13 protein-coding genes are annotated in these 14,924 nt (G+C 68.9%); 3 read left to right on the plus strand and 10 right to left on the minus strand.

The window, feature by feature from the left end:
- Window position 1: 1 nt before the first annotated feature.
- From WS61_RS04210 to WS61_RS04255, 10 genes are all read right to left on the minus strand, one after another.
- Window positions 2-562 (minus strand): carbonate dehydratase, encoded by a 561-nt coding sequence (locus WS61_RS04210; RefSeq protein WP_034206075.1) that lies wholly within the window; start codon window positions 560-562, stop codon window positions 2-4.
- A complete protein-coding gene (locus tag WS61_RS04215; protein ID WP_059499376.1) occupies window positions 559-1,140 on the minus strand; it encodes a 6-carboxytetrahydropterin synthase in 582 nt (193 codons plus the stop codon). The genes WS61_RS04210 and WS61_RS04215 overlap by 4 nt, the downstream gene beginning before the upstream one ends.
- Window positions 1,134-2,054 (minus strand): GTP cyclohydrolase FolE2, encoded by a 921-nt coding sequence (gene folE2 / locus WS61_RS04220; protein ID WP_179949654.1) that lies wholly within the window; start codon window positions 2,052-2,054, stop codon window positions 1,134-1,136. The genes WS61_RS04215 and folE2 overlap by 7 nt, the downstream gene beginning before the upstream one ends.
- 60 nt (window positions 2,055-2,114) lie before the next feature.
- Entirely contained in the window at window positions 2,115-3,323 is a 1,209-nt protein-coding gene (gene zigA, locus WS61_RS04225) for a zinc metallochaperone GTPase ZigA (RefSeq protein WP_059499378.1), read from the minus strand.
- A gap of 154 nt (window positions 3,324-3,477) precedes the next feature.
- Complete coding sequence (locus WS61_RS04230; RefSeq protein ID WP_059499379.1) at window positions 3,478-4,689, minus strand: acyl-CoA dehydrogenase family protein; 1,212 nt, start codon at window positions 4,687-4,689, stop codon at window positions 3,478-3,480.
- Complete coding sequence (locus tag WS61_RS04235; RefSeq protein ID WP_059499380.1) at window positions 4,686-5,528, minus strand: hypothetical protein; 843 nt, start codon at window positions 5,526-5,528, stop codon at window positions 4,686-4,688. The genes WS61_RS04230 and WS61_RS04235 overlap by 4 nt, the downstream gene beginning before the upstream one ends.
- Before the next feature lie 53 nt (window positions 5,529-5,581).
- Window positions 5,582-6,238 (minus strand): methionine ABC transporter permease, encoded by a 657-nt coding sequence (locus WS61_RS04240; protein WP_059499381.1) that lies wholly within the window; start codon window positions 6,236-6,238, stop codon window positions 5,582-5,584.
- Window positions 6,231-7,409 carry a methionine ABC transporter ATP-binding protein gene (locus WS61_RS04245; RefSeq protein WP_059499382.1) on the minus strand — a complete coding sequence of 393 codons (1,179 nt, stop codon included), beginning with the start codon at window positions 7,407-7,409 and terminating at the stop codon, window positions 6,231-6,233. The genes WS61_RS04240 and WS61_RS04245 overlap by 8 nt, the downstream gene beginning before the upstream one ends.
- Window positions 7,410-7,427: 18 nt before the next feature.
- Window positions 7,428-8,840: an LLM class flavin-dependent oxidoreductase gene (locus WS61_RS04250; protein WP_059499383.1), complete on the minus strand. Its 1,413-nt coding sequence runs from the start codon at window positions 8,838-8,840 to the stop codon at window positions 7,428-7,430.
- 11 nt (window positions 8,841-8,851) lie between these two features.
- On the minus strand, window positions 8,852-9,694 hold the full coding sequence (locus tag WS61_RS04255; RefSeq protein WP_059499384.1) for a MetQ/NlpA family ABC transporter substrate-binding protein: 843 nt from the start codon (window positions 9,692-9,694) through the stop codon (window positions 8,852-8,854).
- Between the two features lie 492 nt (window positions 9,695-10,186).
- Here WS61_RS04255 and WS61_RS04260 point away from each other — a divergent pair, with 492 nt between their 5' ends.
- From WS61_RS04260 to WS61_RS04270, 3 genes are all read left to right on the plus strand, one after another.
- The gene (locus WS61_RS04260; RefSeq protein ID WP_059499385.1) at window positions 10,187-11,551 is read left to right on the plus strand and encodes a 2-hydroxycarboxylate transporter family protein; all 1,365 of its coding nucleotides are present in this window, start codon (window positions 10,187-10,189) and stop codon (window positions 11,549-11,551) included.
- 130 nt (window positions 11,552-11,681) lie between these two features.
- The gene (locus tag WS61_RS04265) at window positions 11,682-13,568 is read left to right on the plus strand and encodes an ATP-binding protein (protein ID WP_059499386.1); all 1,887 of its coding nucleotides are present in this window, start codon (window positions 11,682-11,684) and stop codon (window positions 13,566-13,568) included.
- The gene (locus WS61_RS04270) at window positions 13,558-14,919 is read left to right on the plus strand and encodes a sigma-54 dependent transcriptional regulator (RefSeq protein ID WP_059499387.1); all 1,362 of its coding nucleotides are present in this window, start codon (window positions 13,558-13,560) and stop codon (window positions 14,917-14,919) included. Before WS61_RS04265 ends, WS61_RS04270 begins: the two co-directional genes overlap by 11 nt.
- The last annotated feature ends 5 nt before the right edge of the window (window positions 14,920-14,924 follow it).

The raw sequence follows: 14,924 nt of genomic DNA on the forward strand, positions 1-14,924 counted from the left end.
ATCAAAACTCGTTCTGGATGTGCTTGTAACCGCGCACCAGCGCATTGTTCGTCCGCGCGACGTCCTCGGAGAAATCGCTCGCGTCGGGCGTCACCTGCGGCAACGCGGCGAGGTCGGTTTCCGGCCCGATGCGTTCGGTCGAGCGCACGTAGAAGCCTGGCGGCAGGCGGCAACCGTCGACGACCGCGTTGTAGCGCACCACGCAGCCGTCGTCGATCGTGCAATTGAACAGCACGCTGTTGAATCCGACGAACACGCCGTCGCCGACCGTGCACGGCCCGTGGACGATCGCGCGATGCGCGATCGACGTGTGCCTGCCGATCGTCACGCTCGCGCCCGATTTCGAATGGATCACGACGCCGTCCTGGATGTTCGAATGCGCACCGATCACGATCGGCGCGATCTGGCCGTCCGCATCCGTTTCGTCGGCGCGGATCACCGCGTACGGGCCGATGAACACGTTCTCCTCGACGATCACACGCCCGCACAGGATGGCGGTCGGGTCGACGAACGCGTTCGGATGAATCTGCGGCAGGTCGCCGCGCGGGTTCTTCCTGATCATGAGGATTCCTGTATGGAAAGGACCTGGCCGCGCTTGAGCCGCTCGAACAGGCCCGGATCGCGCCACTGCGCGACGATGGCTGGCGCGAAGACGATCGCGTCGAGGTCGATGCGGCCCATGCGCGGGTTGAATGCATCGTCGCGGAAGCACTGTGCGTAGCCGGTCTCGGTTTCGTGAACGATCACCGAATACAGTCGCACGTCAGCTTCGCCGTTCGACATCGGCGTGCCCGACAACGCGGCATCGACGAGCCGGAACAGCACGCGCGAGAATTGCTCGGCGCTCGGCGATACCGGCAGCCGCACCCAGCGCTCCGAATGCCGGCTCATGCTTTCGACGTAGTGCGGATCGTCGTCCGACCACAGCGTCACCGCATGGTCGAACGCGTCGATCAGGTCGCGCACGTCGCCCTTGAGCAGCCCGAAGTCGTAGATCATCTGCCCGTGATCCAGCGCATGCGCCTCGAGCAGCAACTCGACGCGGTACGAGTGGCCATGGATCGAATGCGAGCAACGCCGCGTGCTGCAGCCGCGTACGACGTGTGCGTTCTCGAACCGGAACAGCTTGCGGATCAGCATGCGTCGCCTCCTTCGCGTACCGGTGCGGCCCACGCCACTGCATCGTGCGGATGCAGGCTTTCGAGATGGCGCACGTGCACGCGCGGGCTTGCATGGCGATCTTCCAGCGCGGCCTGCACGCGGCGCGCGGCATCCTCGACGAACATCAGGTTCTCGCCGTTCAGCACCGCGAACGCCTGCTCGTCCGCACGCTTGACGGCCGTCTGCACCGGCGTGCCCAGCGCATGCTCGACGCGATCGATGAGGTCGATCAGCCCCAGTGTCGCGCCATCGGCCGGCAGCGCCACGCCGACGACGGCTTCGCTGCGCTGGCTGTGCGGCGTGGCGGCCGTCGCATGCCGTTTCAGCCACGCGGCGACCGCCGCCGGCTCCACGCGATCGTCGCGGCCGAATGCCGCCAGAAACGCCTGTTCGACCCAGTGCCGCGACAGCGCCGCCGAGCACGGGCACGTCGACGAATAGACGATCGTCGCCTGCGCACGCAGCGCGAACGCATCCCCGGCCAGCGTCGCGTCGATCTGCACCGGATAAGCCTTCCAGCCGGCCAGCCCGTCGGTCACGAGCGCGGCGCGACGGGCCAGCAGGTCGAAGCGCAGCCGCACGCGCGCGCTGCGCGTGTCGCAGTCGCGGTGGCTGTCGATCATCGCGCGCAGCATGCGCTGCAAGCCTGCCGGCGACAGCGCTTCACCATCGGCCAGCCGGTCGAGCAGCCCGTACAGCCGCGACATGTGGATGCCTTTCACCCGCGGCGCAGGCAGATCGACCTGGACGTCGGCACGCGCATGCGCGTCGCGCCGGCAGCCGGGCTCCGCCACGACGACGGGCAGATCGACGCCCTGCATGCCGACCCATTCGAGCGGGCCAAGGCCCGGCGCGGCATCGGTCAGTGAAATATCGGGAAGCGCTGCATTCATGTCTGGAATCCGGTGGAGCGCCTTCTCCATCCGGATCGATGCAGGCAGCGCGCGTTCAGGTCAGGGCCAGTCGCGAAACGGGTTGTCCCACGTGGTCCAGTGTTCGGGGCCGGTCGCCATCTCGGCATCGGTCAGCAGGCACGCGTCGAAGCGCGCGCGCAGCGCCGGCTCGTCCATGTCCATGCCGATCAGCACGAGCTCCTGCCGTGCGTCGCCGACGTGCTCGTCCCAGCGTGCGCGGATCTGCGCGACGGCTTCCGGATCCTGCGGCCAGCGCTCGGGCGGCACGGCCGCCCACCAGTGGCCGGCCGGCCCGTGCCGCGCAACCGCGCCCGCCTGCGACCACGAACCGGCGACGGTCGGATGCGTGGCCAGCCAGAAGAACCCCTTCGAGCGGACGACGCCCGGCCATTCGCTTTCGACGAGATCGAGGAAGCGCTGCGGATGGAACGGCCGCCGCGCGCGATAGACGAAGCTGCGAATGCCGTATTCGTCGGTCTCCGGCGTGTGCGTGCCGCGCAGCTCCTGCAGCCAGCCCGGCGCGCGCGACGCCGCGTCGAAGTCGAACAGGCCCGTGTCGAGCACACGCTCGAGCGGCACCTTGCCGAATTCGGCGATCTCGATCCGCGCACGCGGGTTCAGCCCGCGCAGCAGCGCGACCAGCCGCTCGCGCGCGCTGCCGTCGATCAGGTCGATCTTGTTGATCACGAGCACGTCGCAGAACTCGATCTGGTCGATCAGCAGATCGACGACCGTGCGTGCGTCCTCGTCGCCCATCGATTCGCCGCGCGATTGCAGGCTGTCGCGCGACGCGTAGTCGCGCAGGAAATTGAACGCGTCGACCACCGTCACCATCGTGTCGAGCCGCGCGACTTCGCCGAGACTGCGGCCGTCCTCGCCTTCGAACGTGAACGTCTCGGCCACCGGCAGCGGCTCCGAGATGCCGGTCGATTCGATCACCAGCTGATCGAAGCGCCCTTCGCGCGCGAGGCGGTCGACTTCGATCAGCAGATCCTCGCGCAGCGTGCAGCAGATGCAGCCGTTGCTCATCTCGACCAGCTTCTCGTCGGTGCGCGACAGCCCCGCGCCGCCGTCGCGCACGAGCGCCGCATCGATGTTGACCTCCGACATGTCGTTGACGATGACCGCGACGCGCCGGCCCTCGCGGTTGTTGAGGATGTGGTTGAGCAGCGTCGTCTTGCCCGCGCCGAGAAAGCCGGACAGGACGGTTACGGGAAGCCGCGTGGACGGGTGAAGGGCGGGGCTCATCGGCGATTCCGGAACAGGGCGTTGAGAATGAAATGATATATTGTATCGCTACGATATAACATATCATTCCAGACGTCCAGCAGGCCGGCTCATCGATGTGGCAACGGCGAAGGCGGCAGCACGCGGCGCCTTGCCGGTGCCGCCGCGCTGCGTATCACGTATAGAGCGACGCCGGCGGCAATTCCGCGGTGAGCGCGAACCGGCCCACGTCGCGCAGCCGGTAGTCGAGCGGGTCGTGCAGCGTATGGGTGCGCGCATTCCGCCAGAAGCGGTCGAGGCCGAGCGATGCGGCCGTCGCGCGCGCGCCGCACGCATCGAACAGCGCCTCGCCGTTGTCGAGCGCCGCGCGCTGCGCGACGATCTTCGCTTCCGATACCGCGAGCGCGACTTCGGCGCGTTCGTCGGCCGTCAGCGCATCCTGCCGCGCCCACGCGTGCTGCAACGTGCCGGCCGCGCGATCGGCCAGCGCCGCCGCGGCGATCGCGCGCACGCGCATGTCGCCGAAGCGCTGGAGCGTGTACGGATCGTCTTCGGCCCGCTCGACGCCCGAGTGAATCCACGGGCGGCCATGCCGTCGCACGTAATCGCGTGCCTCGGCCAGCGCGCCTTCCGCCAGGCCGACGAACAGGTTCGTCAGCACGAGCTGCGACACGAGCGTGCGCAGCGTCGCGCGCGGCGTCGGCGGAGTCTCGGAACGATGCAGCACCTCGTCCGCCGCGAGCGCCACGCCGTCGAAGCGCACGCTGCCGCTGTCGGTCTGGCGCTGGCCGATCGGGTCCCAATCCTCGTTGACGGTGATCCCCACCCGATCGGTCGGCACCACGCCGAACACGGTCCGGCCGGTGGCGGGATCGTGCGCGGACACCGTCATCCGCTGCGAGCCGCGCGTGCCGGAACAGAAGCCCTTCACGCCGTCGAGCCGGTAGCCGCCGTCGGCCGTCGCCGTGGCCACGAGCCGCGTGTCGAGCGGATTGACCGCGTTGCCCCACCACCAGCGCTCGTCGACCGTGCCGCGCAGGTAGCGCTCGCGCTGCGCGGCGCTGCCCCACACGTCGACGCTCACCACTTGCAGGCACTGGAACCCGACGAGATGCGCGAGCGCGCTGTCGACCCGCGCGACCTGCCGGATGACGTCGTAGATCGCGGGCCACGCCGCTTCCTGACCGCCGAATGCGCGCGGCACCGCGAGCGTCAGCAGGCCCGCATCGGCGAGCCACTGCTTCTCCTGCGCCGCATGACCGCCCGCGCGGTCGCGCTCCGCGGCGCTCGCGCGCAGTGCGTCGATCGCGCGCGCCAGCGCAGCGCGGTCGACGGCCGGCGGATCGGTATCCGGCTCGAGGGTCGCCGGGCGGCGTGGATCGTTCATGCGACGGCTTCCTGTTCAGCGGTTTCGCCCGACAGCGGTACGAGCGCGCCAAGCCGGCGGCCGGTCAGCCGCGACAGGATCTCGCGCCGCCAGTCGTCGTAGATCGCACGATATTCCGCGATATCCGCGCCGAACACCAGCGCCGTGTGCGCGTACTCGTCGTGCAGGTAGCCGTCGAGCCGCGCCTGGGTTTCCTCGTCGGCCGCGATCACACGATCGATCAGCGCGTCGCGCTCGGCGGCCGGCAGCGCCTGCAGCGTGTCGAACCACCACTGGACGATCTGCACGCGATGCCACTCCTCGTCCGGGCGAATCCGGTTCTCGCCGTGCTCGCGCATCGCACTGTCGCCGATGCGGCCGGTCTTGCGCTGAATCCACAGCTTCGCGAGGATGTGCAACTCGTAATGCCATTCGAACGCGAGAAACCCCGCGACGTCGCGCACCGCGATGTCGCCGATGCGTGCCCAGTGCGCGGCGACGAGCCGGTCGACTTCCGGCAGCGGGTCGCGCCCGGTGAGTGCGGCCACGCGCTCGCGGCCGATCACCGCATGCGCGCCGTCGTCGCCGAGCTGGCGCGACAGGATCAGCTGGAAATGTGGATCGTCGCGGAACAGCGTGTCGATCGCCTTCGCGACGACCTGCACGATGAACAGGTCGTGCGACGCCATCTTCGTGTAGTAGTCGGCGACGGCGGCCAGCTCGTCGTCGTCGCGCGGCTCGCGCGGCGGCGTCGCCAATTTGTCGGGGAAGTCCGGACGATGGCGTCGCGCCACGTCGAGAAACAGCGCTTCCTCGAATTGTCCGTTCCATTCGCGCGGCGCGCCGAGGGGCAAGGTCATCGTTTTTCTCTCTCAGGATCGTGAAGGAAGCAAGCGGACGCTCGTGGCGTCGCTCAGGTGCGCCGGGTCACGCGTCGGACCAGGCAGTCGCCCGTGATTTGCACGGCCGAGACGAGCGCGATCAGGATCACGATCACGGTCGCCATGACGGTGGTGTCGAAACGTTGATAGCCGTAGCGGATCGCGAGATCGCCGAGCCCGCCCGCGCCGACGGCGCCCGCCATCGCGGTCGAGCCGATCAGCGCGACGACGGTGATCGTGAAACCGCCGAGCATGCCGGGCAGCGCTTCGGGCAGCAGCACGTGCCACACGATGTGGCGGCGCTTCGCGCCCATCGCGAGCGCGGCCTCGATCAGCCCGCGATCGACTTCGCGCAGGCTCACTTCGGCGATCCGCGCGAAGAACGGGATCGCGGCGATCGACAGCGGCACGACGGCCGCCCAGACACCGATCGTCGTGCCGATCAGCACGCGCGTGAACGGCAGCAGTGCGACCAGCAGGATGATGAACGGCGTCGAGCGGAACACGTTGACGAGCGCGCCGAGCACCGCGTTCACGCCGCGCCGCGCGTAGATGCCGCTGGGCGCGGTGGTCACGAGAATCACCGCGAGCGGGATGCCGATCAGCGCGGCGATCGCGGCCGACGCGGCGACCATCGACAGCGTGTCGCGGATCGCGTCGAGCAGTTCGGGCCACCAGAGCTCAAACATAGCCGAGCACCTCCGCGCGATTCGCATGGCGGCGCGCGCGTTCGAGCAGCGCGGCGACCGCACCGCCGCGCGCCGCCGACGGGCCGGCGTCGTCCGCACGCGGCGTCGCGGCGATCACGAGCCGCCCCTGCGCATGCCCGCGGATGCTTTCGATGCCGCCGTGCAGGAACCGCACCGAGCCGCCGAGCGCCGCTGCCAGCGCGCCGACGTCCGGCTCGCCGCCGCTCTCGCCCGTATAGCGGACGTCGAGCACGACCTGCGCGCCGTCGGGCAGCGCGGCCGGCTCGGGCAGCGGCCGCACGCGCGCGGCCAGCTCGGCCGGCAGGTCGTACCCGAGCGTGCTCAGCAACGCACGCGTCGCGCCGTGGCGCGGATCGCCGAACACGCGCCATACCGGCCCCGTTTCGACGACCTCGCCCTGTTCGATGACCGCCACGGTGTCGCACACCGCGCGAATCACCTCCATCTCGTGCGTGATCAGCACGATCGTCAGCCCGAGGCGGCGGTTGATGTCCGCGAGCAGCGCGAGGATCGATTGCGTGGTTTCCGGATCGAGCGCCGACGTCGCCTCGTCGCACAGCAGCACCTCGGGATCGTGCACGAGCGCCCGCGCAATGCCGACACGCTGCTTCTGTCCGCCCGACAGGCTCGCCGGATACGCATCGCGCTTCGCGGCGAGCCCGACGAGATCGAGCAGCGCCTCGACCTTGCGCACGCGTTCGGCCTTCGGCACGCCGGCGATCTTCAGCGGCAGCGCGACGTTCTCGAACACCGTCTTCGCGGACAGCAGGTTGAAATGCTGGAACACCATGCCGGTGCGGCGCCGCAACGCGACGAGGCCATCCTCGTCGAGCGCGCCGACGTCGACGCCCTGCACGCGCACGCGGCCCGAGCTCGGCCGTTCGAGGCCGTTCACGAGCCGCAGCAGCGTCGACTTGCCGGCCCCGCTGCGGCCGATGATCCCGAACACCTCGCCGCTCCGCACGTCGAGCGTCACGTCGCGCAGCGCGGCGGCGTGGCCGCGCGGCGTCGCGAACACCTTGCCGACCTGCTCCAGCGACACGGCCGCGCCGTCGGCCGGCGCGGCCGTTTCCTCATGCGCCGTCGCAGCGGCGCCGGCGCGTACGGCCGATGCCTCGATGAAACCCAGCGTATCGAACAATTGCGTCATCGCTTCGCTCCGTCACGTTCAGGCATGCGCGGGATGCGCGGGTTCGGATACGGCCGTCGGCCGGTGCTGCGCGCCGGTGTGCCAGGCAGGCAGGCGCGGGCCCGCGCCGAACAGCTTCTCGCGCAGCGTCGGCGCGGGATCGTAGTCTTCCTTGTAGACGCCACGGTTCTGCAGCTCGGGCACGACCCAATCGACGAAATCCTCGAACGATTCCGGCATCACGGTGCGCGTCAGGTTGAAACCGTCGATGCCCGTCTCGTCGATCCACGACTGCAGTTCGCCCGCGACCTGCGACGGCGAACCGACGATCGGCGCATAACGGCCGCCGAGCGACATCTGCTCGAGCATCCGGCGCACCGTCCACGTGCCCGTCGTGCTCTTGCGCGAGATCGCGTCGACCGCCGACTGGATCGAATCGGTCTTCACGTACGAGATCGGCTCGTCGAGGCCGTATTTCGCGAAGTCGATGCCGGTCGAGCTCGCGAAGTGCGCGAGGCCGGCTTCCGGGCTCGCGTAGCGCCGGTACTCGTCGAATTTCTCGCGCGCGAGCCGCTCGGTCTCGGCGGTCACGACGCTCACCCCGGCGAAAATCCTGATCGATGCCGGGTCGCGCCCCTGCCGCGCGGCGGCCGCGCGGATGTCGAGCGCCGCCGCGCGCGCCGCGGCCTTGCTCTGCCCGTTCACGAACACGCATTCCGCGTGGCGGCCCGCGAACTCGACGCCGCGCGCGGACGAGCCGGCCTGGTACAGCACCGGCGTGCGCTGCAGCGATGGTTCGCTCAGATGAATCGCATCGATCGAATAGAACGGGCCGTCGTGCTTCACGCGCCGCACCTTGCCCGGCTGCGCGAACACACGCGCCTGCGCGTCGCGGATCACCGCGTCGTCGTCCCAGCTCCGTTCCCACAGCTTGTAGACGACGTCCATGTAATCGTCGGCGCGCTCGTAGCGGTCGTCGTGGCCGATCTGCTGCGCGAGACCCATCCCGCGCGCGGCGCTGTCGAGATAGCCGGTCACGATGTTCCAGCCCACGCGCCCTTTCGTCAGATGATCGAGCGTCGACATGCGGCGCGCGAACAGGTACGGCGGCTCGTAGGTCAGGTTCGCGGTCACGCCGAAGCCGAGATGCCGCGTGACCTGCGCCATCGCCGGCACGAGCAGCAGCGGATCGTTGACGGGCACCTGCACCGATTCGCGCAACGCGGCGTCCGGCCCGCCGCCGAACACGTCGTACACGCCGACGATGTCCGCGAGAAAGATCCCGTCGAATTTGCCGCGTTCGAGCGTCTTCGCGAGATCGGCCCAGTAGTCGAGATCGGTGTAGTGCGCGGAGCGGTCGCGCGGATGCGTCCACAGCCCATGGTTGATGTGCCCGACGCAGTTCATGTTGAACGCGTTGAGCAGGATCTTCTTGCGGTTCGCCGTCGTCATGTCTCGCTCCATCACCACGCGATCGCGTACAGCGAGCCGAACGCGTTGTCGAGTGCCCGGCGCACGGCCGGCGAGTGCTGGTAGATCGCGATGAACTTGCGGATGCGCGGGTCGTTCGCACTCTCGGGCCGCACGACCCACTGGATCGCGAAGTTCTTGTTCTCGGTGCCGTCGAACAGCAGCGCGCTGTTCGGGTCGGCCGTGCCCGCAAGCTTGATGAAGCTCGGGTAGCCCTGCGCGAGGTCGACGTCGTCGAGCGAACGCGCGAGCTGCGACGCTTCGAGCGGAATGATCTTCAGGTGCTTCGGATTGGCGACGATGTCGTGCGTCGTCGCACGGTAGTCGGCGCCCGGCTTCAGCGCGATCAACCCCGCGCGCTGCAACAGCAACAGACCGCGCCCGCCGTTGACCGGATCGTTCGCGATCGCGACGCGCGCGCCGTCCTTCAGCTCGGCGAAGCTTTTCACCTTCTTCGAATAGAGGCCGATCTTCATGATCGTGCCGGGCGCGATCGCGATGAAGTCGTAGCCGCCCTGCTTCTTCGCGTTCTCGAGAAACGGGATGTGCTGGAAGTAGTTGACGTCGATGTCCTTGTTCGCGAGCGCCGCGTTGGGCGTATTCCAGTCGGTGAATTCGACGATCTTCACGTCGAGGCCCTGCGCCTTCGCCTCCTTCGCGGCGATCTTCAGCGCCTCGATCTGCGGGCTGGTCGAGATGCCGACCTTCAGCGGCGCGGTGTCGGCGCGCGCGCCGTTCGGCAGCACGAGGCCGAGCCATGCCGCGAGCAGCGCGGCCGTCAGCAGGCGGGCCAGGCGGCCGGCGGAAAAGCGGGCGGAAAAAACGGGATGCAGCATGGAAACCACTCTCCTGTCCAAAGACGGTATCGACGGATGAGCGACGCCGCGGCGAACGCACGGGCGCTCTCCGGACAGTCGTCGTTGCATCGGAAAAGGATCAGCCGATGATAGAGAGCGGCGGGAGGACGGTCTACGAAGCGATTGTGCGAAGAAAATCGCGCGCGGCGATATGGCGGCGTCGGGCGCGCTGCGCCGCCCGGCAGACCGAATACCGGCCATGCCGCGCCGATCGCCCGCGCGCGCCGTAGCGGAGCAACAGCCGGCTGCCCGGGCGCCGCCAGGCCGAAATCTCGGCCTGCCCGCCGCGCCGATTCCGAAATCTCGGCCAGCCGGCGTGGAGAACCCTTTCCGCAGACGAAATAAATCCCTTATGAATCAATGCATTAAAAATATTCCGGTGGGCTGCAATGTTGGCACGGGGGTTGCGTAATAGACGGCACACGATGCCGCGAAGCGAATGCAGGCATTCCAAACATCAGGAGACACGTCTTGCAGACCTCTATCCAAACTCCGTCCCATCCCGAGCCGATTGCCGCAGCCGGTCCCGCCACGCGCGAACGCTTCTGGCCGCAAGGCTGGTGGAAGCTGATGGAAATCCGCATCGGCATCATCCCGCTGCCGGTCTACGTGATCCTGTTCGGGCTGATCGTCGGCTTCGCGGTGACGGGCAAGGTGCCCGGCGAAATCTCGATGGCGATCGCCGTCCTCGCGTTCTTCGGCTTCACCTGCGCGGAACTGGGCAAGCGCCTGCCGCTGCTGCGCAACATCGGCGCGGCCGCGATCTTCGCGACCTTCGTGCCGTCGGCGCTCACCTATTACCACGTGCTGCCGAAGCCGGTGCTGAACCTGACGGTCGAATTCACGAAGTCGACCAACTTCCTGTACCTGTTCATCGCGTCGATCATCGTCGGCAGCATCTTGAGCATGGACCGGCGCGTGCTGATCCAGGGCTTCGTGAAGATCTTCGTCCCGCTCGCCGTCGGCTCCATCGCGGCCGCGATCGTCGGCACGGCGGTCGGCACCGCGCTCGGCCTCGGCGCGCGCCACACGCTGCTGTACATCGTCGTGCCGATCATGGCGGGCGGCGTCGGCGAAGGCGCGATTCCGCTGTCGATCGGCTACTCGGAACTGATGCACCTGCCGCAAGGCGAGATGTTCGCGATGGTGCTGCCATCGGTGATGCTCGGCAGCCTGACCGCGATCATCCTGTCGGGCGCGCTCGACATGCTCGGCAAGCGCCTGCCGCACCTGACCGGCAACGGCCGCCTGCAAGTCGGCGAAAGCGGCGACATGACGCCGGAAAGCGAGGAGATCCGCGGCCACGTCGACGTCACGCACATCGCGGGCGCCGGCATCACGGCGATCACGCTGTACCTCGTCGGCCTGATGGCGCACAAGCTGTTCGGCCTGCCCGCGCCGGTCGCGATGCTGTTCCTCGCGGTGCTGGTGAAGCTCGCGCGTGCGGTGTCGCCGCCGCTGCAGGAAGGCGCGTTCGTCGTCTACAAGTTCTTCTCGACAGCCGTCACGTATCCGCTGCTGTTCGCGATCGGCGTCGCGATGACGCCGTGGGACAAGCTGACCGCCGCCTTCACGATCGTGAACGTGGTCACGATCGTGTCGACCGTCGCGACGCTGATGGGCACCGGTTTCGTGGTCGGCCGCCTGCTGAAGATGTACCCTATCGACACCGCAATCGTGAACGCCTGCCACAGCGGGCAAGGCGGCACCGGCGACGTCGCGATCCTGACCGCCGCGAACCGGATGCAGCTGATGCCGTTCGCGCAGATCGCCACGCGGATCGGCGGCGCGATCGTCGTCACGGTGACGCTGATCCTGGTCGCGCACTTCGGATAACGCGCGGCCGCGCGCATCGTCGCGCCGGCTGCTTCGCACGCGCCGCCGCCGGCCCTGCCGGCGCGCGGCGCGCGTCGTTCGGAGCGGGCGGTTGCGGAGGGCCGGTAGCGGACGACCAGTAGCGGGCTTGATGAGGGCGAACGTGCAGAAGAGCTTCAAGGGAATCCCGTGGTGGGGCTGGGCATCGGCCGCGGTGCTGTATGTCGGCGTGGCCGGCGCGGCTGTCGATTTCGCGTGGGAACGCGCGATCGACGCGCTCGAGGAGGCCGGCGCGCACCGGCTCGACCTGTACGCGTCGAGCCTGAAAAGCGAGCTCGGCCGCTTCGAGATCCTGCCCGGCCTGGTCGCGCGGCAGGACGGCGTGCGGGCGATGCTGAAAGCCGCGCCGAACGATGCGCCCGAACTCGTGCATGCGGTGAACACCTACCTCGAAGCCGTGAATCGCGACGCGGGCAGCGGCGCGGTCGACGTGATCGATCTGCAAGGCGACGTGATCGCCGCCAGCAACTGGAACGAGACGATCAGTTTCGTCGGCACCAACGTGTCGTACCGGCCGTACTTCAAGGACGCGCTCGCGCGCGGCAGCGGCCGCTTCTTCGGCATCGGCACCAACACCGGCGTGCCGGGCGTCTACTTCGCGAGCGCGGTGCGCAGCGACGGCGTGCCGATCGGCGTGGCCGCCGTGAAGATCAGCGTCGACCCGCTCGAATCGGCGTGGCGCGCGCCGGGCGTCGCCGCGCTGGTGGTCGACGGCAACGGCGTGGTCGTGATCTCGACCGAGCCTTCGTGGAAATTCACCGCGCTGCGCCCGATCACCGCGCAGCAGCAGCGCGACATCCAGGCGTCGCGCCAGTACGCGGGCCGCACCGTCGACGCGCTGCCCTATCGCCGCATCGGCGACCGCAGCTCGGCCGCCTGGTTCGGCACCTTTCCCGATCCGCACCGCGCCGGCCGCACCGCGCGCTATCTCGTGATGTCGCGCCCCGCGCCGCAGGCCGGCGATTCGCTGATGGTGCTGCTCGACATCGCGGGCGCGCGGCGCCAGCAGCAGACCGCGTTCGTGTTCGTCACCGGCGCGTTCCTGATCGTCGCGCTGCTCGTCGGCTATGCAATCCAGCGGCGCCGGGCGATCATCGCGCGGCTGAGCGCGCAGGACGCGCTGCGCCGCGCGAACGACCGGCTCGAGCTGACGGTCGCGCAGCGTACGGCCGCGCTCACGGCCGCGAACGAGCGGATGCAGCGCGAGATCGACGAGCGCGAACGCACCGAGCAGCGCCTGCGCGCGTCGCAGCAGGAGGTCGTGCACGCGGGCAAGCTCGCGGTGCTCGGGCAGATGGCCGCCGGCCTCACGCACGAGCTGAACCAGCCGCTCGTCGCGATCCGCACGCTGTGCGACAACGCGCGCACGTTCTTCGAACGCGGCCAGCCGGCGCCGGCGCTCGCGAACCTCGAACGGGTCGGCAAGCTGGTCGACGGCATGGCCGTGCTCACCGGCGAGTTGAAGACCTTCGCGCGCAAGCCCGACGTCGAGCGCGTCGCGGTGTCGCTGAACGAGGCCGTCGCGCATGCGCGGCTCATCTACGACGCGCGCATTCGCGACGAAGGCGTGCGGCTCGACGTGAACATCGCGCCCGGCACGACGGTCTCGGCCGAATCGAGCCAGTTGCAGCAGGTGATCGTGAACCTGCTCGGCAACGCGCTCGACGCGGTGCACGACGCGCCGGTGCGCCGCATCGTCATCGAGGCGGCCGAAGCGGACGATGCCGGCCGCGTGCGCTTCACGGTGGCCGACAGCGGCGCCGGCATCGCGCCCGACGTGCTGCCGCACCTGTTCGAGCCGTTCGTCACGACCAAGCCGCGCGGCCAGGGCCTCGGGCTCGGCCTCGCGATCACGTCGCGCATCGTCGAGGCGTTCGGCGCGAAGATCGCCGCGACGAACCGCGACGAAGGCGGCGCGCAGTTCACCATCGAATTCGCGGCGGCGACGCCGCAACAAAGGACAGAGCATGGAACATGAGATTCGGGTGCTGGTCGTCGAGGACGATGAGAACGTCCGGATCGGCGTCGAGCAGGCCGTCGCGCTCGCCGGGTTCCCGGTCGACGCGTTCGCGTCCGCCACCGACGCGCTCGCCCACGTCGCGCCCGGCGCGCGGGTGGTGATCGTGTCGGACGTGCGGATGCCGGGCATCGACGGGCTGCAGTTGCTCGACCGCGTGATGGCCGTCGATGCGCAGATCCCGGTCGTGCTGATCAGCGGCCACGCGGACATCTCGACGGCCGTCGGCGCGATGCAGGTCGGCGCGTACGATTTCATCGAGAAGCCGTTCTCGTCGGACCTGATCGCCGGCCGCGTCGCGCGCGCCGTCGAGAAACGCCGGCTCACGCTCGAGGTGCAGGGGCTGCGTGCGGCGCTGAACAACTGGCAGGGCATCGAGGCGTTCGTGCTCGGCAAGTCGCCCGCGATGGCCGACGTGCGCAAGAAGATCCTGCGCCTCGCGGATACGTCGGTGTCGGTGCTGATCACCGGCGAGACGGGCACCGGCAAGGAGCTGATCGCGCGCAGCCTGCACGACTTCGGCGGCCGGCGCGATGCGCATTTCGTCGCGCTGAACTGCGGCGGCCTGCCCGAGCAGGTGTTCGAGAGCGAGCTGTTCGGCCATGAAGCCGGCGCGTTCACCGGCGCGATCAAGAAACGCATCGGCAAGATCGAATGGGCGGACGGCGGCACGCTGTTCCTCGACGAGATCGAGACGATGCCGATTGCGCTGCAGATCAAGATGCTGCGCGTGCTGCAGGAGCGCGTGATCGAGCGGCTCGGCGCGAACGAACTGATTCCGGTCGACTGCCGCGTCATCGCCGCATCGAAGGCCGATCTCGCCGAACTCGCGGCCGACGGCCGCTTTCGTGCGGATTTGCTGTATCGCCTCAACGTCGCGCAGATCGAGCTGCCGCCGCTGCGCGAGCGGCGCGAGGACGTGCCGCTGCTGTTCGAGCATTTCGTGCTCGCGGCCGCGCGGCGCTTCGGGCAGCCGGCGCCGGTCGTCACCGCCGCGCAGGTGTCCGAACTGATGACGCACGCATGGCCCGGCAACGTGCGCGAACTGCAGAACGTGGCCGACCGCTTCGTGCTCGGGCTGACCGGCGACAGCCTGCTGTCGTCCGGCGGCGCGCCGACGGCCGGCAGCACGCTCGCGGAACAGCTCGCGTATTTCGAGCGGATGCTGATCGAGGACATGCTGCGGCGTCACGGCGGCAACGTCGCGGATGCGAGCGAGGCGCTCGGCATGCCGAAGAAAACGCTCTATCACAAGTTGCGTCACCTGCGGATTCCCGCGCGCGGCGACGCGGCGGCCGACGGCGGCGAATGACGCGA

It is taken from the genome of Burkholderia sp. ABCPW 11, from assembly GCF_001523445.1.
In the GTDB taxonomy this organism is placed as follows: domain Bacteria; phylum Pseudomonadota; class Gammaproteobacteria; order Burkholderiales; family Burkholderiaceae; genus Burkholderia.